This is a genomic window from Streptomyces sp. NPDC088400, assembly GCF_044753355.1.
Lineage (GTDB): Bacteria > Actinomycetota > Actinomycetes > Streptomycetales > Streptomycetaceae > Streptomyces.
In genome coordinates, this window is record NZ_JBIVMZ010000019.1 from 38,832 (window position 1) to 61,408 (window position 22,577).

At 71.3% G+C, this 22,577-nt stretch carries 21 protein-coding genes; 10 read left to right on the forward strand and 11 right to left on the reverse strand.

The window, feature by feature from the left end; translation table 11 throughout:
* Window positions 1–2: 2 nt before the first annotated feature.
* Genes ACIQD6_RS33150 through ACIQD6_RS33160 form a run of 3 tightly spaced genes read right to left on the reverse strand, consistent with a single transcriptional unit; the run spans window position 3 to window position 3,927 of the window.
* Complete coding sequence (locus ACIQD6_RS33150) at window positions 3–1,913, reverse strand: L-aspartate oxidase (RefSeq protein WP_401889918.1); 1,911 nt, start codon at window positions 1,911–1,913, stop codon at window positions 3–5.
* Window positions 1,910–2,965 (reverse strand): pantoate--beta-alanine ligase, encoded by a 1,056-nt coding sequence (panC, locus tag ACIQD6_RS33155; RefSeq protein WP_401889921.1) that lies wholly within the window; start codon window positions 2,963–2,965, stop codon window positions 1,910–1,912. Before panC ends, ACIQD6_RS33150 begins: the two co-directional genes overlap by 4 nt.
* Window positions 2,962–3,927 carry a Rossmann-like and DUF2520 domain-containing protein gene (locus ACIQD6_RS33160; RefSeq protein ID WP_401889923.1) on the reverse strand — a complete coding sequence of 322 codons (966 nt, stop codon included), beginning with the start codon at window positions 3,925–3,927 and terminating at the stop codon, window positions 2,962–2,964. The genes panC and ACIQD6_RS33160 overlap by 4 nt, the downstream gene beginning before the upstream one ends.
* A gap of 146 nt (window positions 3,928–4,073) precedes the next feature.
* Here ACIQD6_RS33160 and ACIQD6_RS33165 point away from each other — a divergent pair, with 146 nt between their 5' ends.
* Window positions 4,074–5,351: a threonine aldolase family protein gene (locus ACIQD6_RS33165; protein ID WP_401889926.1), complete on the forward strand. Its 1,278-nt coding sequence runs from the start codon at window positions 4,074–4,076 to the stop codon at window positions 5,349–5,351.
* Between the two features lie 105 nt (window positions 5,352–5,456).
* On the opposite strand, the gene ACIQD6_RS33170 is transcribed toward ACIQD6_RS33165, so the two are convergent.
* Both ACIQD6_RS33170 and ACIQD6_RS33175 read right to left on the reverse strand, forming a co-directional pair.
* The gene (locus tag ACIQD6_RS33170; protein WP_401889929.1) at window positions 5,457–6,128 is read right to left on the reverse strand and encodes a response regulator; all 672 of its coding nucleotides are present in this window, start codon (window positions 6,126–6,128) and stop codon (window positions 5,457–5,459) included.
* Window positions 6,129–6,308: 180 nt separating this feature from the next.
* On the reverse strand, window positions 6,309–7,505 hold the full coding sequence (locus ACIQD6_RS33175; protein WP_401889931.1) for a sensor histidine kinase: 1,197 nt from the start codon (window positions 7,503–7,505) through the stop codon (window positions 6,309–6,311).
* 213 nt (window positions 7,506–7,718) lie between these two features.
* Between ACIQD6_RS33175 and ACIQD6_RS33180 the strand changes: the two genes are divergently transcribed.
* Both ACIQD6_RS33180 and ACIQD6_RS33185 read left to right on the forward strand, forming a co-directional pair.
* Window positions 7,719–8,732, forward strand: a complete 1,014-nt coding sequence (locus ACIQD6_RS33180) for an SAM-dependent methyltransferase (RefSeq protein ID WP_401890052.1) — start codon at window positions 7,719–7,721, stop codon at window positions 8,730–8,732.
* 163 nt (window positions 8,733–8,895) lie between these two features.
* A complete protein-coding gene (locus tag ACIQD6_RS33185; RefSeq protein WP_401889934.1) occupies window positions 8,896–10,047 on the forward strand; it encodes an NADH-quinone oxidoreductase subunit D in 1,152 nt (383 codons plus the stop codon).
* A gap of 98 nt (window positions 10,048–10,145) precedes the next feature.
* Here ACIQD6_RS33185 and ACIQD6_RS33190 read toward each other — a convergent pair whose 3' ends face one another.
* The 4 genes from ACIQD6_RS33190 to ACIQD6_RS33205 all read right to left on the reverse strand — a co-directional run bounded on the left by ACIQD6_RS33190 (window position 10,146) and on the right by ACIQD6_RS33205 (window position 14,174).
* Entirely contained in the window at window positions 10,146–11,291 is a 1,146-nt protein-coding gene (locus tag ACIQD6_RS33190) for a hypothetical protein (protein ID WP_401889936.1), read from the reverse strand.
* Window positions 11,292–11,478: 187 nt separating this feature from the next.
* On the reverse strand, window positions 11,479–12,468 hold the full coding sequence (locus tag ACIQD6_RS33195; protein ID WP_401889938.1) for an ABC transporter substrate-binding protein: 990 nt from the start codon (window positions 12,466–12,468) through the stop codon (window positions 11,479–11,481).
* 48 nt (window positions 12,469–12,516) lie between these two features.
* Window positions 12,517–13,353: an ABC transporter permease gene (locus ACIQD6_RS33200; RefSeq protein WP_401889941.1), complete on the reverse strand. Its 837-nt coding sequence runs from the start codon at window positions 13,351–13,353 to the stop codon at window positions 12,517–12,519.
* 2 nt (window positions 13,354–13,355) lie between these two features.
* A complete protein-coding gene (locus tag ACIQD6_RS33205) occupies window positions 13,356–14,174 on the reverse strand; it encodes an ABC transporter permease (RefSeq protein WP_401889944.1) in 819 nt (272 codons plus the stop codon).
* 144 nt (window positions 14,175–14,318) lie between these two features.
* Between ACIQD6_RS33205 and ACIQD6_RS33210 the strand changes: the two genes are divergently transcribed.
* Window positions 14,319–15,491 carry an ABC transporter ATP-binding protein gene (locus ACIQD6_RS33210; protein ID WP_401889946.1) on the forward strand — a complete coding sequence of 391 codons (1,173 nt, stop codon included), beginning with the start codon at window positions 14,319–14,321 and terminating at the stop codon, window positions 15,489–15,491.
* 65 nt (window positions 15,492–15,556) lie between these two features.
* Here ACIQD6_RS33210 and ACIQD6_RS33215 read toward each other — a convergent pair whose 3' ends face one another.
* A complete protein-coding gene (locus tag ACIQD6_RS33215; RefSeq protein WP_401889948.1) occupies window positions 15,557–16,669 on the reverse strand; it encodes an alpha/beta hydrolase in 1,113 nt (370 codons plus the stop codon).
* A gap of 147 nt (window positions 16,670–16,816) precedes the next feature.
* Between ACIQD6_RS33215 and ACIQD6_RS33220 the strand changes: the two genes are divergently transcribed.
* From ACIQD6_RS33220 to ACIQD6_RS33245, 6 genes are all read left to right on the forward strand, one after another.
* Entirely contained in the window at window positions 16,817–18,712 is a 1,896-nt protein-coding gene (locus ACIQD6_RS33220; RefSeq protein WP_401889951.1) for a phosphatidylglycerol lysyltransferase domain-containing protein, read from the forward strand.
* Between the two features lie 118 nt (window positions 18,713–18,830).
* Window positions 18,831–19,691 carry a dihydropteroate synthase gene (gene folP, locus ACIQD6_RS33225; protein WP_401889954.1) on the forward strand — a complete coding sequence of 287 codons (861 nt, stop codon included), beginning with the start codon at window positions 18,831–18,833 and terminating at the stop codon, window positions 19,689–19,691.
* Complete coding sequence (locus ACIQD6_RS33230) at window positions 19,688–20,146, forward strand: nuclear transport factor 2 family protein (protein WP_401889956.1); 459 nt, start codon at window positions 19,688–19,690, stop codon at window positions 20,144–20,146. Before folP ends, ACIQD6_RS33230 begins: the two co-directional genes overlap by 4 nt.
* Before the next feature lie 190 nt (window positions 20,147–20,336).
* A complete protein-coding gene (gene folB, locus ACIQD6_RS33235; RefSeq protein ID WP_401889959.1) occupies window positions 20,337–20,696 on the forward strand; it encodes a dihydroneopterin aldolase in 360 nt (119 codons plus the stop codon).
* Window positions 20,693–21,307 carry a 2-amino-4-hydroxy-6-hydroxymethyldihydropteridine diphosphokinase gene (folK, locus tag ACIQD6_RS33240; RefSeq protein ID WP_401889962.1) on the forward strand — a complete coding sequence of 205 codons (615 nt, stop codon included), beginning with the start codon at window positions 20,693–20,695 and terminating at the stop codon, window positions 21,305–21,307. Before folB ends, folK begins: the two co-directional genes overlap by 4 nt.
* Window positions 21,308–21,410: 103 nt before the next feature.
* On the forward strand, window positions 21,411–21,905 hold the full coding sequence (locus tag ACIQD6_RS33245) for a DUF3180 domain-containing protein (protein WP_401889965.1): 495 nt from the start codon (window positions 21,411–21,413) through the stop codon (window positions 21,903–21,905).
* A 46-nt stretch (window positions 21,906–21,951) separates the two neighbouring features.
* On the opposite strand, the gene folE is transcribed toward ACIQD6_RS33245, so the two are convergent.
* Entirely contained in the window at window positions 21,952–22,557 is a 606-nt protein-coding gene (gene folE / locus ACIQD6_RS33250; RefSeq protein WP_401889968.1) for a GTP cyclohydrolase I FolE, read from the reverse strand.
* Between the last annotated feature and the right edge of the window lie 20 nt (window positions 22,558–22,577).

Genomic DNA, 22,577 nt, shown 5'->3' on the forward strand with positions numbered 1-22,577 from the left:
GGTTACGGCTCCCTGGGGGCTTCGGCGGGGTGTGGGGATGAGGGGACGAGCGGCGGGCTCACGGGCGGGAAGGCGGCCGTGTCGGTGCGCCGGAGCGCGGTGCGGCGGTCGGGCAGCAGGCGGACGACGAGATGGCGGCGCCAGTCGGTGTCGTCGCGCTCGGGCCGGTCCTCGCGCCAGTGGCAGCCCCGGGTCTCCTCGCGCGCCAGGGCGGCGGCGACCAGAGCCTGGGCAACGCAGAGGAGGTTGGAGGTCTCCCAGGAGTCGACGCCGGGGACGGCGGGCTTGGTTCCGTCGCTGTCACTGTTCGGTCCGGGGGCGGTGGTCGGTCCGGGGACGGTGGTCGGCTCGGGGGCGGTGGCCGGCTCCGGCTCCGTACCGCTGTCCGGCTCGGTGGCCTGGACGGCCGCCAGCTCCCGCGCGGCCGCCTCCAGGCTCCGGGCCGACCTGAGGACGCCCGCGCCCCCGGACATGATCCGCTGGATGCCGATGCGCGCCTCGGGGGCGATGAGCGGCAGGTGGACGGAGCCGATGCCCTCTTCCTCAGGAGGGCGGTGTTCCCGGGGGGTCCGCGGCTCCGGCGGCCGCGCCGCGATGTCGGCCGCGATCCGTTCCGCGAAGACCAGGCCCTCCAGGAGGGAGTTGGAGGCCAGCCGGTTCGCGCCGTGGACGCCCGTACAGGCCACCTCACCGCAGGCGTACAGCCCCGGCACGGTCGTCCGGCCGCTCAGGTCCGTACGGACTCCCCCGGACGCGTAATGGGCGGCGGGGGCCACCGGGATCGGCTCCGTGACCGGATCGATCCCATGGGCGCGGCAGGCCGCCAGTATCGTCGGGAAGCGGTTCTCCCACATCGGGGCGCCGAAGTGCCGGGCGTCCAGATACATGTGCTCGGCGCCCTGCTCGCGCATCCGGCGCATGATCGCCTTGGCGACGATGTCGCGGGGGGCCAGCTCGGCCAGTTCGTGCTGGTCGCGCATGAAGCGGACGCCGTCGGCGTCCACGAGATGGGCGCCCTCGCCCCGTACCGCCTCGGACACCAGGGGCTGCTGCCCCTCCGCGCCCGCGCCGAGGAACAGCACCGTCGGGTGGAACTGCACGAACTCCAGGTCCGAGACCTCCGCGCCCGCCCGCAGCGCCAGCGCCACCCCGTCCCCCGTGGAGACCGCGGGATTGGTGGTCGCGGAGAAGACCTGCCCCATGCCGCCGGTGGCCAGGACCACCGCGGGGGCGTGGACCGCGCCGACGCCGTCGTGCTGCCCCTCGCCCATCACATGGAGGGTGACACCGGACGTACGGCCGTGCGCGTCGGTCAGGAGGTCCAGCACCAGGGCGTTCTCGACCGTACGGAGCGCCGCGTCGCGTACCGCCTCGACCAGGGCGCGGGAGATCTCGGCGCCGGTCGCGTCGCCTCCCGCGTGGGCGATACGGCGGCGGTGGTGGCCGCCCTCGCGGGTCAGCTGGAGTTCGCCGGTGGCGGAGGTGTCGAAATGCGCGCCGGTGTCGATCAGCCGGCGTACGGCGGCCGGGCCCTCGGTGACCAGGGTGCGGACGGCCTCCTCGTCGCACAGGCCCGCGCCCGCGACGAGCGTGTCGTCCAGATGCTGCTCGGGGGTGTCGCCCTCGCCGAGGGCCGCGGCGATCCCGCCCTGCGCCCAGCGGGTGGAACCGTCGTCCAGGCGGGCCTTGGTGACGACGACCGTACGGAGCCCGGCGGCGGTGCAGCGCAGGGCCGCCGTGAGGCCGGCGACACCGGAGCCGACCACGACGACATCGGCGTCGACGGACCAGCCGGGCGCGGGGGCGGTCAGCCGTATTCCGGTTCCGGTCGCTGTTCCGGCCGCAGCCCCAGCCGCTCCGGTCGCTGTTCCGGCCGCCGCCCCAGCCGCTTTTCCGGTCGCTGTTCCGGTCATGGGGAGGCTCCGAAGGTCAGGGTGATGTTGTCGATGAGTCGCGTGGCACCGACACGCGCGGCGACGGCGAGGATCGCCTCGCCGGTGTGATCGTCGGGGACCTCGGTGAAGTCGGCGGGGTCGACGAGTGCCAGGTAGTCCAGCGTGAGGGGTGGCACGGTGCGGGCCGCCTCGCCGAGGACGACGCGGGCGGCTGCCCGTACGGCGTCCGCTCCGCACGGGCGCGACCGGGGGACCGCCGCCGCCACCGCGTGGGCGTCGGCCGCCAGCCTGGCCTCTCCGAGGGCGGAGAGCCCGGCGGCCCGGCCGTTGGCTGTGGGAGAGGACTCGGCGCGGGCGCGCAGGGCGTGCTGGGCACCGAGGCGGTCGCGGGCGGCGAAGAGGGCCCTGGAGAGGGCAAGGGCGGTACGGCGCTCCGCCACGGACAGATAGCGGTTACGGCTGGAGAGCGCGAGGCCGTCGCCCTCGCGGACCGTCGGGACGCCGACGATCTCGACCGGGAAGTTCAGATCGCGGGCCATCCGGCGGACCAGGGCGAGCTGCTGGGCGTCCTTGCGGCCGAAGAAGGTGACGTCGGCCCGGGAGAGGTGCAGCAGCTTGGCGACGACGGTGAGCATGCCGTCGAAATGGCCGGGACGCGACGCGCCTTCGAGGCGCTCGCCCATGGGGCCCGCGCTGATGGTGACCTGGGGGGAGCCGCCGGGGTAGACCTCGTCGGCGGACGGGGCGAAGACGGCGTCGGCGCCCGCCTCCTCGGCGGTCTTCAGGTCCGCGTCGAGGGTGCGGGGATAGCGTTCGAGGTCTTCTCCCGCGCCGAACTGGAGCGGGTTGACGAAAACGGTGACCACGACGAAGCCGGCCGGTCCGACGTGGGCGCGGGCGGCCCGTACGAGGGTCGCGTGCCCGTCGTGGAGCGCGCCCATGGTCATCACGACGGCGGTACGGGCACGGGCGGGGTCTTCGGCGGTCACGCTGGCGGCGTGGCCCGAGGCTGCGTGCCGCTCCAGGAGGCGGTCGAGGTCCGCGCTCGTGGGGGCGAGTTCGAAACTCATCGGGTGCCTTCCGCTCCGCCGCCCGCACCGCCTCCGGGGGCGTCCCCGGGCCGGTCCCCGTCGGCGAGGACGTCGAGGAGGTCTTCCGCGAGCTCCGCCTTGAGCAGGCCGTGTGCCAGCGCCCGGTCGGCGGTCGTGCGGGCCATGGCGAGGTATCCGGCGACGGCGCCGGGCGCGTGCTCGCGCAGCTCGGCGACATGCGCGGCGACCGTACCGGCGTCACCACGCGCGACCGGTCCGGTGAGGGCCGCGTCGCCGGAGCGCAGGGCGTTGTCCAGGGCTGCGCCGAGCAGCGGGCCCAGCATCCGGTCGGGGGCGGTCACCCCGGCCGTACGGAGCAGTTCCATCGACTGCGCCACCAGCGTGACCAGGTGATTCGCGCCCAGCGCGAGGGCCGCGTGGTAGAGCGGACGGGACTCTTCCGCGATCCACTCGGGCTCGCCGCCCATCTCGATGACCAGCGCCTCGGCGGCCAGCCGCAGCTCCTCGGGCGCGGTGACCCCGAAGGAGCAGCCGGCCAGCCGCTGGACGTCCACCGACGTGCCGGTGAACGTCATGGCGGGGTGCAGGGCGAGCGGCAGGGCGCCGGCGCGCAGGGCGGGGTCCAGGACTCCGCTGCCGTACCGCCCCGACGTGTGGACGAGCAGCTGTCCCGGCCGTACGGCACCGGTCTCGGCGAGCCCCTCGACCAGCCCGGGGAGGGCGTCGTCGGGCACGGTCAGCAGCACCAGTTCGGCGCGGGCGAGGACTTCGGCGGGGGTGACGAGCGGGACGTCGGGGAGCAGAACGCCCGCCCTCCGTACGGAGGCGTCCGAAACGCCCGAGACAGCGACCGGACGGTGCCCGGCGAGCTGAAGAGAGGCGGCGAGAGCCGGGCCCACCCGGCCCGCGCCGACGACACCGACGGTGAGCCGGGCGGGCCGGTCCCGGGGGTCGAAGGGGTCCTGTGCTGTTGGATTCACGCGGCTACAGCCTTCCGTTCCAGTCCGCGAGGGGTACCGGACGTACGTACACCAACATGCTACGGGAGCGGATTCCCGCCCCGGCCCTCCGTCACAGCCCGGGAATATGACATGACCTCGCGCCTCTGCCACGAGAACATCACCGGATGGATGAGAAGAGCGAGCGGGAACGGGAGCACGGCCTGGAGCCCGGCCAGGCACAGGAGCCGCAGGACGGGCACGAACAGGAGCCCGTGCGGCAGCGCCTGCGCCGGCTGGCCGCCTGGCGCGCGTGCGAGCGCGCGCTGACGCGTCGCCCCATGGACCAGCGGCTGGGCGAGCGGCTGACGGCCCTGGCCGCCGACGCGGGAGCCGTCTACGACCTGGACGAACGGACCGACCTGTACGGGGACGGGGTCGTCGCCGCACTGGAGCGCCGGGTGGCCTCCCTGCTCGGCTTCCCGGCCGCGGCCTTCTTCCCGACCGGCACGATGGCCCAGCAGGTGGCGCTGCGCAGCTGGGCCGGGCGTACGGGCAACCGGACCGTCGCCCTGCACCCGCTCGCGCACCCCGAGGTCCATGAAGGCGGTGCGCTGTCGTCGGTCAGCGGGCTGCGTACGATCCGTCCGACCACGGAGCCGCGCCTTCCGACCGCCGAGGAGATCCACGACCTGGCCGAGCCCTTCGGCACGCTGATGCTGGAACTGCCGTTGCGGGAAGCGGGTTTCGTCCTGCCGTCCTGGGACGAGCTGGTCGCGGCGTGTGACGCGGCGCGCGAGCGGGACGCGGTGGTGCACTTCGACGGCGCGCGCCTCTGGGAGTGCGCCTCTCACTTCGGGCGCACTCCGGCGGAGATCGCGGGGCTCGCGGACAGCGTGTACGTGTCCTTCTACAAGTCGCTGGGCGGCCTGTCGGGCGCGATGCTCGTCGGCCCCGCGCAGCTGGTGGAGGAGGCGCGGGTCTGGCGCCACCGGTACGGGGGCCAGCTCTTCCAGCAGTACCCGGCGGCCCTGTCGGCGCTGCTGGGCCTGGAGCGCGAACTGCCCCGGCTGCCCTCGTACGTGGCGCACGCGCGCGTGGTGGCCACGGCGCTGGCCGAGGGCTTCGCGGCGTCCGGGGTGCCGTGGTTCCGCGTACAGCCGGAACCGCCGCACACGCACCAGTTCCAGGTGTGGCTGCCGTACACGCCGGAGGTGCTGAACGAGGCGGCGGTGCGGCAGGCGGAGGAGACGAAGGTGGCGCTGTTCCGCGTGTGGTCCGCCCCCGCCTCGGGCCCTCCGGGGGTCGCGTTCACCGAGGTCACGGTGGCGGAGGCGGGTCTGGAGTGGACAGCCGAGGACGTCCGGGGAGCGGTGGAGGGGTTCGTGGAGCGGGTGTTGGAGGAGCAGGTGAGGGAGGGGCAGGTGTTGGAGGAGCAGGTGTTGGAGGAGGGAGGCCCGCGCTGATCCCCACGCCCCGTCGCGCTCACCGACGTGCGCCGCCGACCGGGATCCGCGTCCTGCCGCCCCCGAAGGGGCCGTTGAGCCACAGGGGCACCGAAGGTACGGGGGTCAGCCCGCGTTTCCGCCGGCCCGCACCATCCCTGTCTCGTAGGCGAGGACGACGACCTGCACCCGGTCACGCAGACCGAGCTTCGTGAGGATCCGGCCGACATGGGTCTTCACGGTCGCCTCGGAGAGCACCAGCCGCCCGGCGATCTCACCGTTCGACAACCCCTGTGCGACCAGCATCATCACCTCGCGCTCGCGGCCGGTCAGCCGTTCCAGCTCCTTGTGCTGCGGCTTGGTGCTGCTCGGCAGCATCGACGAGAAGCGGTCGAGGAGCCGCCGCGTCGTGGACGGCGCGACCACGGCGTCACCGCTGTGCACGGAGCGGATCGCGCTCAGCAGCTCACTCGGCGGGACGTCCTTCAGCATGAAGCCGCTGGCCCCGGCCTTGAGCCCGGAGAAGGCGTACTCGTCCAGGTCGAAGGTGGTCAGGATGAGCACCTTGGGGGCTCCGGGCTCGGCGCAGATCCGGCGGGTCGCCTCGACGCCGTCCAGCCGGGGCATACGTACGTCCATCAGCACGACGTCCACGGGGACGGAGCGGAGGACGCCTATCGCCTCGGCGCCGTCCCCGGCCTCCGCGACGACCTCCATGTCCGGCTGCGCGGCCAGCACCATACGGAAACCGGTGCGCAGCAGCACCTGGTCATCGACGAGCATGACGCGGATCGACATCTGCGGGTTCCTTGTCCAGTAGACCGGCGGGGAGAGGGAGAAGACAGGATCGAGGATCCGCCCGGGGTGGCGCCAGTCGCACGGACTCCGGCTGGTCGCGGGCTACAGCTCATTCGCGGGCCACAGCTGGTTCGCGGGCCACGGCTAGTTCGCGAGCCACGGCTGGTTCGCGGGCCACGGCTAGTTCGCGGGCTTCAGCGGCAGCAGCGCGCTGATCCGGAAGCCGCCGCCGGGGCGCGGTCCGGCGTCCAGCGTGCCGCCGACCATACCGACCCGCTCCCGCATACCGATCATCCCGTGCCCCCGGCCGTCGGCGCCGCCGTCCTCGTACAACTCGTGGGCCGCTCCCCGGCCGTCGTCCTCGACGAGCAGTCCGAGCCCGTCGTCGAAGTAGACCAGCCGCACGCTGGCGCCGACATCCGGGCCGCCGTGCTTACGGCTGTTGGTGAGGGCCTCCTGCACGATGCGGTACGCGGTGAGCTCCACCCCGCTGGGCAGCTGCCGAGGCGTCCCCTCGATCTTGAAGTCCACGGCGAGGCCCGCGGTCCGTACCTTCTCAACCAGATCCTCGATCTGCCCGACATCGGGCTGCGGTACGTACTCCCCGCTCTCCTCGGAGTCGCCGGTCCGCAGCACACCCAGCAGCCGGCGCATCTCGGCGAGGGCCTGACGGCCGGTGGTCGAAATGGTCTCCAGCGCCTCCTTGGCCTGGCCGGGCGCGGCGTCCAGCACATAGGCGGCGCCGTCCGCCTGGACGATCATCACCGAGACGTTGTGGGCGACGACGTCGTGCAGCTCACGCGCGATCCGGGCCCGTTCCGCGGCGACCGCGACCTTGGCCTGTGCCTCGCGTTCCTTCTCCAGCCTGGTGGCACGCTCCTCCAGCTGGTCGAAGTAGGCGCGGCGGGTGCGTATGGAGTCGCCCAGCACCCAGGCGAGGACGAACGGCACGCTCATGACGACGGTGAAGAACACCAGGCCCGCGGTGCCGCCGCTCGTGGGCCAGCGCACCTGCGAGATCGGGGTGGCGCACACACCGCCGATCAGGGCGAGCTGAGACGCCCAGCGTGGTCCGCCCTCCGCGGTGACGGTGTAGATGACGACCAGCATCGCGAAATCGGCCGGGTTGATCCGTACGTCCAGCACGACCTGGAGGATCCCCAGGGCCACCACGAGCAGCAGCATCTTCTCCGGTGCGCGGCGGCGCAGTGCCACGGTCAGGCTCAGCAGCAGGACCGTCGCGATCGCGACGAGCCGTGGTGCGACGCCGGAGAAGTTCTGGACCGTCCACAACATGGAGAACCCGAAGAGCATGACAGCCCAGAAGCTGTCGACGCCCGTCGGGTGTCGGCGGAGAAAGTCGTAGAAGCGCTGCACGAAACCCAGCGTAGGGAGGCGGGAAAGGCGATCAGGTCAACCGGAGGGGCGATCCGGTCGGCGGAAGCCTACTCCCCAAGGTGGAGACTTGGCTCCGTGACGGATGAGACGTGTAAACCACAGGGGAACCGGAACGGTGGGGCCGCACGGTCCGTCCAGGGGCTCCCGGACGGAGCCGGGCCCGTCCGGTGGCGTACGGCGGCGGAGGCGGCGCTGTACGGTCCCGGCGGCTTCTACCTGCGCCCCGAGGGACCTGCCGGGCACTTCCGCACCTCCGTGCACGCCTCCCCGCTCTTCGCCACCGCCGTCGCCCGGCTCCTGGCCGAGACCGCCCGGCTGCTGGGGACGGACGAGGTGGCGGTCGTCGACATCGGCGCGGGCCGCGGCGAGCTGCTGACCGGAATCCTGGCCGCGGTCGACGAGGGGCGCGTGAGCGGGCGCGCGAGCGGCTCGCCGACCGAACGCGCGAGCGGTCGGACAAGGGGCCTCACGGTACGTCCGTACGCCGTCGAGCGCGCCCCCCGTCCGCCGGGGCTCGACCCGCGCATCGAGTGGCGCGCGGAGCCACCGGCCGGTGTCCACGGGCTGCTCTTCGCCAACGAGTGGCTGGACAACGTCCCCGTCGACATCGCCGAGACCGGTCCCGACGGGGTCGTCCGGTACGTCCTCGTACGGCCCGACGGCTCCGAGGAGCCGGGCGAACCGGTCGAGGGCCCCGACGCGGAGTGGCTCGCCCGCTGGTGGCCGCAGGCGGGCCCCGGCACCAGGGCGGAGATCGGCCGGCCCCGCGACGAGGCGTGGGCGGCGGCCGTCGCCACGCTGGAGCGGGGGCTCGCGGTCGCCGTGGACTACGCGCACGTACGGGACGCCAGGCCGCCCTTCGGCACCCTGACCGGCTTCCGGGAGGGCCGGGAGGTACACCCCGTACCGGACGGCGGCTGCGACCTCACCGCGCATGTGGCGCTCGACGCCTGCGCGCTGCCCGGCGCGGAACTGCTCGGCCAGCGCGAGGCGCTGCACGACCTGGGGGTGAGCGGGGGGCGTCCGCCGCTGTCGCTCGCCTCCACCGATCCGGCGGCGTACGTACGGGCCCTCTCGGCCGCCGGGGAGGCGGCCGAGCTGACCGCGCGGGGCGGCCTCGGTGACTTCGGCTGGCTGATGCAGCCGGTCGGCATCGCGCTGCCGGACCTCCGTACGTCGGAAAGCCTGAGTACGTCGGAGGCCTGAGTACGTCAGGAAGCCTGAGTGCGTCGGAGGCCTGAGCCGCCTGAGCCCCTCGCAGGCACAGGCCCAAGCGCGGGAGCGGCACGTCAGAGGCCCTCCGCACCGGCCGGGGGGCTCCGTACCACCGCCCCCCGAAGCCAGGCCGCGCTCTGAGAGACTGTCGCCCATGACGGAGACCACCCGGACGACGGTCGGCATCGGCGGCGCGGCGGAGAGCACCGACATGGTGCTCAACATCGGGCCACAGCACCCCTCCACCCACGGCGTGCTCCGCCTCCGTCTCGTACTCGACGGGGAAGTGATCCGGCACGCGGAACCGGTCATCGGCTATATGCACCGCGGCGCCGAGAAGCTCTTCGAGGCCCGCGACTACCGGCAGATCGTGATGCTCGCCAACCGCCATGACTGGCTGTCGGCGTTCTCCAACGAGCTGGGTGTGGTGATGGCCGTCGAGCGGATGCTCGGCATGGAGGTGCCCGAGCGCGCCGTCTGGACCAGGACCCTGCTCGCCGAGCTGAACCGCGTGCTCAACCACCTGATGTTCCTCGGCTCGTACCCCCTCGAACTGGGCGGTATCACCCCGGTGTTCTACGCGTTCCGGGAGCGTGAGGAGCTCCAGACCGTGATGGAGGAGGTCTCCGGCGGCCGGATGCACTACATGTTCAACCGGGTCGGCGGCCTCAAGGAGGACCTTCCGGCCGGCTGGCTGGGCCGGGCCAGGCACGCGGTCGCCGAGGTCCGCTCGCGGATGGACGTGTACGACCGGCTGGTCCTCGGCAACGAGATCTTCCGGGGCCGTACGCGCGGTGTCGGTGTGCTGTCGCCGGAGACGGTCCACGCCTACGGAGTGTCCGGGCCGATCGCCCGCGCCTCCGGGGTCGACTTCGATCTGCGCCGCGACGAGCCGTATCTCGCGTACGGCGAACTCCAGGACACCCTCAAGGTCGTGACCCGCGAGGAGGGCGACTGCCTGGCCCGCTTCGAATGCCTGCTGGAGCAGACGACCAACGCGCTGGACCTGGCGGACGCCTGCCTGGACCGGATCACGGAGCTGCCGGCCGGGCCGATCAACCAGCGGCTGCCCAAGGTGCTGAAGGCCCCGGAGGGGCACACGTACGCCTGGACCGAGAATCCTCTCGGCATCAACGGCTACTACCTGGTGTCGAAGGGCGAGAAGACGCCGTACCGGCTGAAGCTCCGCTCGGCCTCGTTCAACAACATCCAGGCGCTGACCGAGCTGCTGCCCGGGACGCAGGTCGCCGACATGGTGGCGATCCTGGGATCGCTGTTCTTCGTCGTGGGCGACATCGACAAGTAACCGCGCACGTCATACGTCGCACGCCGCACGTCACCCGGACACATGAGTCGGACTCCGGTCAGGAGGTCCGGAGTTCCGAAGGTCCGGACCTCCCGGGGTCAGGAGCCGATCGCGTTGCGCAGCGCACCGAGGTCGAACTGCTCGGTCTCGTCGTGCGCCGTGAGGTCGATGACCTGGCCCACGGCGCGCCCCTCGGTCCTGCGGCGTTCGGCGAGGACTTCCTCGCCCACCACGTCGGCGAGATCCTCATGCTCGACACTCGCCAACTCGGCGCCCTGCGACGGCTGGTCCGCGTCCGGCCGAGCGGTGGTCCCTGCCGTCCCGAACGCCTCGGCGGCCGTCTTCGCGGGCTCGCCCCTCGTGCCCGGTTCGTCGGCCCGCTCGTCACGCCCGCCCCGATCAGCCTGATCGGCGTCGTGGGCAGCCTGATCCGCGTGGGTCTGGGCTCCCAGCGTGCCGAAGAAGTCGAAGCCTCCCTCGGTCCGCCGTACCGGACGGCGCAGGGAGTACGGAGCGATCGCGGACGCGACGGGCACGCGAGTGGCGGGGAGGGCGGACGCCGGGCGGCTGTGCTGCTCTTCCCCGGCGGCCGCCGCGTGCTTCCCCTGCGGCTCATCCGCCTCCGTGGCGCGCCGCTCGGCCAGGTCACGCTCGCGGGCCGCCTCGACGGTCCGCTTCGCCTGCTGGGTCGCGCCGTTGCGCGACAGCTCGGACAGCGCCCGCGCGGCACCGACGTACGCCGCGCGCGAGGGCGTACTGCCCGCGGCGGTCAGGGCCTTGGGCTCGGCCGCCGCCTCCAGGGCGAGCTGACGCCGCCCCTCCAGCGCGGTGGCACGCTCGGTCTCCGCCGTGGCGTACCGGCGCAGCAACGCGGCGTGCTCGCCCCGCAGCCCGGCCAGCTCGATCCGCTTGGAGCGCAGCTTGGCGTCGAGCTTGAGTCGCAGCTCGCGCGACTCCTCGACGTCGGCTTCGAGTTCCGCTATGCGCTCCTCGGTCTTCCACTGGTCGCTGTCCCGCCCGCGCGTCAGCTCGGCGACGCGGCGCCCGGCGCTGCGGTCCCAGCCGCGCATCATGACCGCGCCGCCGATCGCCGCGACGGCCGTCGCGGCGACCAGCCCGCGCAGCACCACGGGCTCCGAGAAGAGCCAGGCGCCCGCGGCGCAGAGAACCGCGGCTCCGGCGACCGCCGACGGCGGCAGAAGCTTGTGGAGAGGTGGGGAATGGCGGTGGCGTCCACGTGGCATGGCCTGAAATTTACCGTGCGCCGGGACCTTATGGGGCGCCGGTCGGACAATCTTTCTCAGCCCGTTGCCCGCGCCCGTACCGTCCCTCCCTTGATTCCTCCGCTGATTCCTCCGCGGAACTCCTTTTTGCCTGCCGCCACTTCAGCCGTCACTTAGGCGTCCTTGCCGCGCGGCCGCCGTCCCGCGACTACTTCTTGACCAGACCTTTGGACTCCAGGTACTCCTTGGCCACATCCTCCGGCTTCGCCCGCTCGGCATCGACCTTGAGGTTCAACTGCGCGAGATCGTCCGTGGTCAGCGCCTCGGTCAGCTTGCCGAGGACATCGGCTATCTCCTTCGATCCGGCGTCCTTGGCATTGACCACCGGCAGTACGTTGTCGGCGTTCTGGAGCTTCTTGTCGTCCTCCAGCACCACAAGGCCGAAGCTGTCGAGTGTGCCGTCGGTCGTACTGCTCAGGACGACTTGATCCACACCGTCCTTGACGGCCTGCTTGGACTGCGGGGTGCCGACACCCTTGGGGTCGATGCCCGTCACATCGATGCCGTACGTCTTCTTCAGACCCGGCGCGCAGAACAACCGTACCTCGCACTCGTCGCCCGCCGCGATCTTGACCTTGAGCTTCGACTTACCAAGATCGGAAAGGGACTTGAGCTTGTTCTTCTCCGCGAATTCCTTGGTGACGGCGAAGGCATTCTGGTCGACGGCCTGCCCCGGCGGGAGCACCTTCAGCCCGCGCGGCTCGGCCAGCTTCGTCAACTCGGCGACGGTCGCGGTGGCGTCACTGGACGCCAGCGGCTTCGCCTCGGCGGCCTTGGCGCCGTTGGCCTTGGCATTGAGGAATTCCGTGATCGTCGCGGCGTATTCGGGCACCACGTCGATCTCCCCCTTCTCCAGGGAGGGTTCGTACAGCTCACGGTTCTTCACCGTGGTGACGGACGTGGAGTAGCCGGCGTCGCCGAGTATCCGGGCGTACAGCTCCGCGAGCACCTTGGACTCCGTGAAGGCCGCCGCGCCGATGACGAGCGCGCCCTTCTTCCCGGAACCGGAACCGGAGTCGGACCCGGCGCCGGAACCGCCCTTGCCCTCCTCCAGGCTGTCGCCGCCGCACGCGGCGAGCGACGCGGTCAGTGCCATCACTGAGAGTGCCGCACCCGCGAGGCGCGAGGTCTTGCTCATGAGGTTCACCATTTCCAAGAGGCCGGAAGAGCTGTCATCACGGGGTCGTCACACGGTCGTACGGGAAGACGTCCCGCCGCCGGAGGATCCAGAAGCGACGGAGGTATCAGGGGCGTCGAAGGTGTCGGAGTCATCGAAGGTGTCGGAGTCACCGCGGGTGCCGGACACGATGGAAGCGGCGGGCGCGACAGAGGCGTCGGACGCGGCGGATGCCACGGACGCGCGGGACGGCGCCGGGTCGATCACCCGGTCCAGCGCCACCAGCACGCCCTCGACGAGCAACGCGAGCAGCGCGACGAGGAGCGCGCCCGCGACCACCTGCGCGGTGTTGTACGTGTTGAAGCCGGCGGTGATGATCCGGCCGAGGCCGCCCTGACCGACCATCGCCGCGATCGTGGCGGTGGCCACCACCTGTACGGAGGCGGACCGGAGGCCGGTCATGATCAGCGGGTACGCCAGGGGCAGTTCGACCCGTACGAACAGCTGGCGCCCGGACATGCCCATCCCCCGCGCGGCCTCCACCACGGCGCTGTCCACCCCGCGCATCCCGACATAAGCGTTGGTCAGCAGGGGCGGTACGGCGAACAGCACCAGCGCGATGACCGTGGGCACCGAGCCCGCATTGCGCAGCGGCGAGACCATGAACAGGGCGAGCACGGCGAAGACGGGGATCGCCCGGCCCACGTTGGAGATATTGATCGCGAGCGCGCCGCCCTTGCCGATGTGCCCCAGGAAGAGTGCCACGGGCAGGGCGATGGCGCAGGCCAGCGCGAGCGCGACCCCGCTGACGTACACATGCTCCCCGAGCCGGTTCCACACACCGCTGTCGCCCGACCAGTTGGCACCGGTCGTCAGCCAGGTCCAGGCCTCTCCCAGGACACCCATGATCAGCTCCCCACCTTCGCCGGGCCGGACCGGCCGGCCGCGTCCGCCGCCGGACCGGGCCCCGCGGCCTTACCGGAGTCCGCGGCTCCATGGGAGTCCAGGACCTCACCGGGGGCGGTACGGGACAGGTGCGACGTACGCGACGGGCCCGACGTACGTATTCGGGTCCAGGGCGTCAGCAGCCTCTGCACCCCGAGCAGCAGCAGATCGGCGACGACGGCCAGCAGCACACACAGCACGGACGCCGCCAGCACCTGTGCCTTGAAGAAACTCGGCAACGCGTCCTCGATGAGATTGCCGAGCCCGCCCCGCCCGACGATCGAACCGACCGTGGTCAGCGCGATCGTCGACACCGTCGCTATCCGCAGACCGGCCATCAACGCGGGCAGCGCCAGCGGCAACTCGACCTCCCAGAGCAGCCGCCCCGGTCCGTACCCCATCCCGCGCGCCGCTTCCCGGGCCTCTTCCGGTACCGATTCCAGACCCGCCATGATGTTCCGCACGAGAATGGTCAGCGAATACAGCACCAGGCCGGTGATCACCAGCCCCACGGACAGCCCGAACAACGGCAGCAGCAACGAGAACAGCGCCAGCGAGGGAATCGTGTAGAGCAAGGTCGTCAGCCCGAGCACCGGTCCGGCGAATGAGGGCCTGCTCCGCGCCAGCAGCGCCAACGGAAATGCCACCACCAGCCCGATGACGACGGATACCACGGTGATCCACACATGCTGGACCGTGGCCTCGGTCAACTCATGGCTACGGGAGCGGAGATATTCCCCGCAGATCCAGTCGTTCGCCGCCAGGCATCCCTGCGCGTTCATCCACTCCGCCTCCCCCGTCTTCCGGCTTCCCTCGTCTTGCATCACCTATGTCCGGCGACCTTATCCCCGACCACTGACATTCGCGGAAGCCCGCCACATTCCAGCAACATGGCCTTCACACAACACGCCGCACAATGGGGAACCATGATCCGATTCGAGCACGTCACCAAGCGGTACCCGGACGGCACAACCGCCGTCGACGATCTCTCCTTCGAGGTCTCCCAGGGCGAACTGATCACGCTCGTCGGACCTTCCGGTTGCGGCAAGACGACCACCATGAAAATGGTCAACCGTCTCATCGAGCCGACCGAGGGGCGCATATTCGTCGACGGGGACGACATATCCGCCATCGACCCGGTCCAGTTGAGGCGCCGTATCGGCTATGTCATCCAGCAGGTGGGCCTGTTCCCGCACAAGACGGTCCTGGAGAACACCGCTACCGTCCCGCATCTTCTCGGCTGGCAGCGCGGCAAGGGCCGCGAGCGCGCCGCCGAACTCCTCGACCTGGTCGGGCTCGACCCGTCCGTCTACGGCGACCGCTACCCGGAGCAGCTCTCCGGCGGCCAGCGCCAGCGCGTCGGCGTGGCCCGCGCGCTGGCCGCCGACCCGCCCGTCCTGCTGATGGACGAGCCGTTCGGCGCGGTCGACCCGGTCGTACGCGACCATCTCCAGAGCGAGTTCCTGAAGCTTCAGGCCGCCGTGCGCAAGACGGTGCTGTTCGTCACGCACGACATCGAGGAGGCCGTCCGCCTCGGCGACCGTATCGCCGTGTACGGGCAGGGCAGGATCGAGCAGTTCGACGCCCCGGCCGCCGTGCTCGGCGTCCCCGCCACCCCGTACGTCGCCGATTTCGTCGGCGCCGACCGCGGTCTCAAGCGGCTCTCGGTCACCCCCATCGAGGAGGGCGACCTCGAACAGCCGCCCGTACTCCACCTCGAAGACCCGCTCGGACGCGCCGCGGCGAAGCTCGCCGAGGACGGCGCGCGCTGGGCCGTCGTCCTGGACTCCCAGGACAATCTGCACGGCTGGATCTCCACCGACCAGACGGAGGCGTCGGGGACCGTACGTGAACACGCCCGCCGGATGGAGGCCTGGCTGCCCGTCGGCGCCTCGCTCAAGCAGGCGTTCGCCACGATGCTCCAGCACGACGCGGGCTGGATCGCGGTCATCGACAAGGAGGAGACCGGACGGTTCCTGGGGGTCCTCACCCCGGCCCGGCTGCACGAGGCACTGCGCCGGTCGATCGACGCGGACGCCCACGCCATCCCCCGTACCGATGTGCGACTGGAGACCGTCGACAAAGTCTCCGCCTCCTGAAGTCTCCGCCTCCTAAGGAGAGGTACCGGAAGAGAGGTACGGAGGAGACGGGCCGAGGACCAGGCCTACTCCGCGCTGAGCCGTCCGCTCAGCCACTCCAGCGCCGACGGGATCTCCCGCCGCCAGGTGTTGAAGTTGTGCCCGCCGCTGTCGAGGATGATCGACGAGACGTGCGCGGGCGCCTTGACCTTGCTGATGAACCGCTCCGTGGACCTGAGGTTCCCCTCCCCCGACCTGGAGCTGGTGACGAGAAGGGACGACCTGCCCTGCGGCAGATGGTCCAGGCTCCACATCAGGTCGGCCCGGTTCCGCAGCGCTTTCCTCCCCTGGAAGAGATCACCCGTCGTCGGGTCCTCGGCCGCCTTGTAGTACGCGGAGAGCCCGACGCCCGCCGCGTACCGGTCCGGGTGGTGCAGCGCGATCTTCAGCGCGCAGTAGCCGCCGGTGGAGTTGCCGATGACGCCCCAGTGCCGCGGCCCGGTCCCGACGCGGTACGACTTCGAGATCACCCCGGGCAGATCCCTGGCGAAGAACGTCTCGGTCTGCGGGCCGCCGGGGATGTCCACGCACTCGGTGTCGCGCGGCGGCGCCACGGTGGGCCGCAGCATCACCAGGATCATCGGCTGCGTCTTGCCGACCTTGGCCAGCTGCCAGGCCGTCGTCGGATAGTTCAGCCCCTTGATCAGGTTGTCCGCGATGCCCGGATAGCCGGTGAGCACCACGGCGGCGGGGAAGTGCCTGCGCGCGAACTGCGGCCGGAAGTACTCGGGCGGCAGATAGACGTACGCGCTGCTGTCGATCCCCGATGCGGGGCCGCCGAGGACGATCTTCTGGATCTGCCCGGCCACCGAGGGCTGCGAGCCGCCCGGCACGGGTGCCGGCCGCGTCTCCATGACGGTGAGGTGCTTGCCACCGGCCGAGTGGTCCACGACCGCCCCCAGAGACTGCTGCCGGCCGAAGAGGTCCGCCCACGAACCGTAGAAGAGGAACGAGTTGTTCGCGGCGAGGCCGACCGCGGCGAAGACCGCCACCTGGGTGGCGAACAACAGGCCGACCCGGCCGAACACCGCGCGTGACGTAGGGCGTGACAGCCGCGGCCAGAACCAGACCGTGGCGACGAACAGCAGCACGGCCAGCAGAACGGCCAGGGCCAGGACTTTACGGCTGGTAAGACCCATGGGGACCGAGCTTTCTCCTGTGAGATTTTCCCGAATGCGGAGGAACCCGCTCCCCGAAAGCTTCGTCCTAGAGGTCGCGAAATGTCCGGCACCGCGAAGAAGAAGCGGGCCTGGACGCCACAATCTCTCGCGGAGCCACGGGAAGCGATGTCTGTGACGCTAGATGGGGATAAATCGGGATCGGTTCCGGTGAGGGCTCGGCGGTCTACAGGGATACCCCCAGGCCGGGTGACACACCGTCTGTCCGGTCGAATGCGGCGGCTGTTCCGCGGCCCCCGGCCCGAAGCCGTCCCCGCACTGGTCGGTACCGCCTGCTCCGTCATCGGGCTGATCGACATCGCCGCCGGGGTCTTCCCCCGCTTCCGCCACAGCCGGATGCACACCCTGGCCGAGGTCCTGCCCGGGGCGCTCGGCCCCTTCGCCGCCGCGCTCTCGCTGAGCGCCGGCGTACTCCTGCTGCTGCTCGCCCACGGCCTCAAGCGCCACAAGCGCCGCGCCTGGCGCGCCGCCGTCGTTCTGCTGCCCGTGGGCGCGGTGGGGCAGTTCACCTACCGGCACTCGCTCGCCGGTGTCGTGCTCTCGCTGGTCCTGCTCACCCTTGTCGTACGGCACCGGCGCGAGTTCGCCGCCCTGCCCGACCCGCGCAGTCGCTGGAAGGCCCTGGCGAACTTCGTCCTGATGGGCGCCGGCTCCATCGGCCTCGGGCTGATCATCGTCAGCGCCCACCCGCACCGGACCCTCGGCGACCCCAGCCTGACCGACCGGCTCGAACATGTGCTGTACGGCCTGTTCGGCCTCGAAGGCCCCGTCGACTACAGCGGCAGCGTGGACTGGACGGTCGGCGCCTCCCTCGGCGCGCTCGGCCTGCTCACCGCCCTCACCACCGTCTACCTGGCCTTCCGCCCCGAACACCCGGCCGCGCGCCTCACCGAGGACGACGAACAGCGGCTGCGCGCCCTGCTCGCCCTGCACGGCCGCCGTGACTCCCTCGGCCACTTCGCGCTCCGCCGCGACAAGGGGGTGGTCTTCTCCCCCAGCGGCAAGGCGGCCGTCTGCTACCGCGTCGTCTCCGGCGTGATGCTCGCCAGCGGCGACCCCATCGGCGATGTCGAGGCCTGGCCCGGCGCCATCGAACGTTTCATGGACGAGGCCAAGGCCCACTCCTGGACCCCCGCCGTCATGGGGTGCGGCGAGACCGGCGGCGAGGTCTGGACCCGCGAAACCGGACTCGACGCCCTGGAGCTGGGCGACGAAGCGGTGGTGGACGTGCCGGATTTCTCCTTGCACGGACGCGCCATGCGGAACGTACGCCAGATGGTGAAGCGCATCGAGCGCGCCGGCTACGAAACGCGGGTACGGCGCGTCCGTGACCTCTCCGACGGCGAACTGCGGCGTATCCGCCTCGCCGCCGACGACTGGCGCGGTACGGACACGGAGCGCGGCTTCTCCATGGCCCTGGGCCGGATCGGCGACCCCGCCGACGGCGACTCGGTGATCGCCACCGCCCACAAGCCGGGCGAGGACGCGACAGGACCGTACGGCGACCTGAAGGCCGTCCTCCACTTCGTCCCGTGGGGCCCGGACGGCATGTCGCTCGACCTGATGCGCCGCGACCGTTCCGCCGACCCCGGCATGAACGAACTCCTGATCGTCGCCGCGCTGCACGAGGCCCCCGCGCTGGGTGTGGTGCGCGTCTCCCTCAACTTCGCGATGTTCCGCTCGGCACTCGCCCGGGGCGAGCGGCTGGGCGCGGGCCCCGTCCTGCGCGGCTGGCGCGGCCTGCTGGTCTTCCTCTCCCGCTGGTTCCAGATCGAGTCGCTGTACCGCTTCAACGCGAAGTTCCAGCCCCGCTGGGAGCCCCGTTACGTCGTCTTCCGCCACAGCGGTGACCTGCCCCGTATCGGCTTCGCCGCGATGCAGGCCGAAGGCTTTGTGACGATGTCGCTGCCCCGCCCCCTGCGCCGCCTCGGCCGCGGCGGGCTCCCGCGCCCCTGCGCACACGCCACCGGGGCCACACCCGACCACGAGGTCCGTACGGCGTAAGCCCCCTCCGTAAGGAGGCGACGCGGACATGGGCGACCGACCGGTGACGCGCGCGTGCGCGCATGCCGGGCGTTCCGGGGCAGACGGAACTTCGGACTCAACCCTCTAGGGTGGGCGTATGAGTACGTTGCGTGGACGGGGCACGGTCGAGGGGCTGCCGGAGTGGGACCGCTGTGCGGTCATGGGAGTCGTCAATGTGACGCCCGATTCCTTCTCCGACGGTGGCCGCTGGTTCGACACGACCGCCGCCGTCAAGCACGGTCTCGACCTCGCCGCCGAGGGCGCCGACCTGGTGGACGTCGGCGGCGAGTCGACCCGGCCGGGCGCCCCCCGCGTCGACGAGGACGAGGAGCTCAGGCGCGTCGTCCCGGTCGTACGCGGCCTGGCGGCCGAAGGCGTCGCCGTGTCCGTCGACACCGTGCGCGCCTCCGTCGCCGAGCGGTCGGTGGAGGCCGGCGCCGTACTGGTCAACGACGTCAGCGGCGGCCTCGCCGACCCGGCCATGGTGCCGGCCGTCGCCGCGGCCGGAGTGCCCTTCGTGGTGATGCACTGGCGCGGTTTCAGCGAGCGGATGAACAGCCGCGCCGTCTACACGGACGTCGTCGCGGAGGTCGTCACCGAACTGCGCGAACGGATGGACGCGGTGATCGCCGGCGGTATCCCGCCGGAGCGCCTTGTCATCGACCCCGGCCTCGGCTTCGCCAAGCACGCCGAGCACGACCTGAAGCTCCTCGCGCACCTCGCCGACCTGCGCTCCCTGGGCCGGCCTCTGCTGGTCGCCGCCTCCCGTAAACGGTTCCTCGGCCATGTCCTCGCCGACGACGAGGGGTCCCCGCCACCCGCCCGGGAACGCGACGCGGCCACGGCCGCCGTCTCCGCGATCGCCGCCCACCAGGGCGTCTGGGCGGTCCGGGTCCATGAGGTACGGGCGACGAGGGACGCGATCCGCGTCGCGCGCGCGGTCGAGGGAGCCCAGTGACCGCGGGCACGGAGGTCGAGCAGGTCGAACTGGCCAACACCACGTTCTACGACGCCATGGAGCACGGCGACTTCGAGGCACTGTCCGGGCTCTGGCTGGGCAGCGACGAGGACGGCGTCTCCTGCGTCCACCCGGGCTGGCCCGTGCTCACCGGCCGTGCCGAGGTGCTGCGCTCGTACGCCCTGATCATGGCGAACACCGAGTACATCCAGTTCTTCCTCACGGATGTCGTGGTGTCCGTCTGGGCCGACACCGCCGTGGTGACCTGTACCGAGAACATCCTCAGCGGCGGCCCGGCGGAGGAGAACGGCGACCTGGGACCGCTCGTCGGCCAGCTGGTCGTCGCCACGAATGTGTTCCGTCGCACGTCCGAGGGCTGGAAGATCTGGTCACATCACGGGTCGCCCGTTCTGGCCGAAACCGACGAGGAACCGGACGACGAGACCCCCGCGTGAGTGGGTAACCCGCCCTGGTGGGTTGGCTGGTGGGACCTGGGGGTAGACGCGGATTCGACCACGGCGCGCTCCGCCCGTCACCCCCGCGGGAGAGCGCTGCCGGAGCCCGCAGGTAGATTCGAAACAGGGCACCATGCCGTCCGCACGCGGCCGGGTGCCCCGACGACCAACGACAGCAGGAGTGATTCGCGTGGATCGAGTCGCGCTGCGCGGCCTCAAGGCCCGCGGGCACCACGGCGTCTTCCCCCAGGAGCGCGAAGAAGGACAGACCTTCGTCGTGGATCTGGTGCTCGGCCTGGACACCCGTCCCGCGGCTGCCGAGGACGACCTCACCAAGACCGTCCATTACGGAGTCGTGGCAGAAGAGGTCGTCGAGATCGTGCAGGGCGAGCCGGTCAACCTGATCGAGACCTTGGCGGAGCGCATCGCCCACCGGTGCCTCGGACACGACGGCGTCCAGGAGGTCGAGGTGATCGTCCACAAGCCCGACGCCCCGATCACCGTGCCCTTCGACGATGTGACCATCACCATCACCCGGAGCCGAGTATGACTGTGTTTTCGACTAACGGGCCGCAGAGCGACCCGACCGTACAGCCGGTGCCCGCCTCCGTGGTCGCACAGGTGGACGCGGCGGACAGCACGCTGTCGAACCCGAAACAGGCCGTGGTCTCCCTCGGCTCCAACCTCGGCAACCGGCTGGAGACGATCCAGGGCGCCATCGACGCCCTGGAGGACACCCCGGGCCTGCGGGTCAAGGCGGTCTCCCCGGTGTACGAGACCGAGCCCTGGGGTGTCGAACCGGGCACCCAGCCGTCGTACTTCAACGCGGTTGTCCTGATCAGGACGACACTGCCGCCGTCCTCGCTGCTGGAGCGCGGCCAGGCCATCGAGGAAGCCTTCGACCGGGTCCGGGACGAGCACTGGGGTCCGCGCACGATCGACGTGGACATCCTGACGTACGCGGACGTCGTCTCGGACGACCCTCTGCTGACCCTCCCCCACCCCAGGGCCCACCAGCGCGCCTTCGTGCTCGCCCCGTGGCACGACGTGGACCCGGAGGCCCAGGTGCCGGGCCGGGGTCCGGTGGCCGAGCTGCTGACGGACATCGGCCGGAGTGGCGTACAGCCCCGCGCCGACCTGGAACTCCGCCTGCCCGAGTAGTCGTTAGGCTCTGCGGAGCGGAGCAAGCAGGTCGGGTCGGGTCGGGTCGGGTCGGGCCAGTACAGCTCGGGTCAGTACAGCAAGGCGAAGGGCGGCTTTCTCGGTGAAGCAGTTGCGGATCGGCGTCCTCGCCGGCCTGTTCGTGGTGGCGGGCGTGCTCTCGTGGGCCGCCGCCCGGCTCTGGGACTCCTTCGGCACCCTGCCGAGCGTGCCGCTCGCCGCGCCGATCGTCCTCGCGGCGATCGCCACCGTCCTCACCGCGACCGCCCTCTCCCTGCGCGCCCGGCTGAAGGCCCAGCGGGAACGGCGCCCGGACGCGAAGGGCGTGGACCCCATGATGGCCGCCCGCGCGGTGGTCTTCGGCCAGGCCAGCGCGCTGGTGGCGGCCCTGGTCTCCGGCATGTACGGCGGCGTGGGCGTGTTCCTGCTCGGCTCCCTCGACATACCGGCCCGCCGCGACCAGGCCATCTACGCGGGCTTCTCCGTACTGGCGGGGATCGCGGTGATCGCCGCGGCCTTCTTCCTGGAGCGCGTCTGCAAGCTCCCGGACGATCCGGACAACGAGAAGAACGGCGCGGCCCCGGCCGGACCGGCGTAGGCCAGGGCCAGGACCCCGTAGTCGCTTCGGCGGTCAGCCACCCGGCTCAACGGGCCATGATCAGACTCATCGCTTCCGCCCGGGTCGCGGGATCGCGCAGCTGGCCCCGCACCGCCGAGGTGATCGTCTTGGCGCCCGGCTTGCGTACCCCACGCATGGTCATGCACATGTGCTCGCACTCGACGACCACGATCACCCCCCGCGGCTCCAGGATCTTCATCAGGGAGTCGGCGATCTGCGTGGTCAGCCGCTCCTGGACCTGTGGCCGGCGGGCGAAGACGTCCACCAGCCGGGCCAGCTTCGACAGTCCGGTGATCTTTCCGTCCGCCGACGGGATGTAGCCGACATGGGCGACCCCGACGAACGGGACCAGATGATGCTCACAGGACGACATCACTTCGATGTCCTTCACGAGGACCATCTCGTCGTGACCGAGGTCGAAGGTCGTCGTCAGAACACCTTCGGGTGTCTGCCGCAGTCCGGCGAATATTTCCCGGTACGCGCGCGCCACCCGGCCGGGAGTCTCCAGCAGGCCCTCGCGGTCCGGGTCTTCCCCGACCGCGATCAGCAGCTCACGCACGGCGTTCTCGGCCCGCTTCTCGTCGAACTCGCGGACCGGGATGTCCCCGTTCAGCGTCACCGGGTCGGTCATGTGTGCCTCGTTCCTGTGCC

Bases quoted from the DNA above. Each gene is read 5' to 3' on its own strand.
- ACIQD6_RS33150 (WP_401889918.1), bottom strand. From the start codon at position 1,913: ATGACCGGAACAGCGACCGGAAAAGCGGCTGGGGCGGCGGCCGGAACA.
- panC (WP_401889921.1), bottom strand. From the start codon at position 2,965: ATGAGTTTCGAACTCGCCCCCACGAGCGCGGACCTCGACCGCCTCCTG.
- ACIQD6_RS33165 (WP_401889926.1), top strand. From the start codon at position 4,074: ATGGATGAGAAGAGCGAGCGGGAACGGGAGCACGGCCTGGAGCCCGGC.
- ACIQD6_RS33170 (WP_401889929.1), bottom strand. From the start codon at position 6,128: ATGTCGATCCGCGTCATGCTCGTCGATGACCAGGTGCTGCTGCGCACC.
- ACIQD6_RS33185 (WP_401889934.1), top strand. From the start codon at position 8,896: ATGACGGAGACCACCCGGACGACGGTCGGCATCGGCGGCGCGGCGGAG.
- ACIQD6_RS33190 (WP_401889936.1), bottom strand. From the start codon at position 11,291: ATGCCACGTGGACGCCACCGCCATTCCCCACCTCTCCACAAGCTTCTG.
- ACIQD6_RS33195 (WP_401889938.1), bottom strand. From the start codon at position 12,468: ATGAGCAAGACCTCGCGCCTCGCGGGTGCGGCACTCTCAGTGATGGCA.
- ACIQD6_RS33200 (WP_401889941.1), bottom strand. From the start codon at position 13,353: ATGGGTGTCCTGGGAGAGGCCTGGACCTGGCTGACGACCGGTGCCAAC.
- ACIQD6_RS33205 (WP_401889944.1), bottom strand. From the start codon at position 14,174: ATGAACGCGCAGGGATGCCTGGCGGCGAACGACTGGATCTGCGGGGAA.
- ACIQD6_RS33210 (WP_401889946.1), top strand. From the start codon at position 14,319: ATGATCCGATTCGAGCACGTCACCAAGCGGTACCCGGACGGCACAACC.
- ACIQD6_RS33215 (WP_401889948.1), bottom strand. From the start codon at position 16,669: ATGGGTCTTACCAGCCGTAAAGTCCTGGCCCTGGCCGTTCTGCTGGCC.
- ACIQD6_RS33220 (WP_401889951.1), top strand. From the start codon at position 16,817: ATGTCTGTGACGCTAGATGGGGATAAATCGGGATCGGTTCCGGTGAGG.
- folP (WP_401889954.1), top strand. From the start codon at position 18,831: ATGAGTACGTTGCGTGGACGGGGCACGGTCGAGGGGCTGCCGGAGTGG.
- folK (WP_401889962.1), top strand. From the start codon at position 20,693: ATGACTGTGTTTTCGACTAACGGGCCGCAGAGCGACCCGACCGTACAG.
- folE (WP_401889968.1), bottom strand. From the start codon at position 22,557: ATGACCGACCCGGTGACGCTGAACGGGGACATCCCGGTCCGCGAGTTC.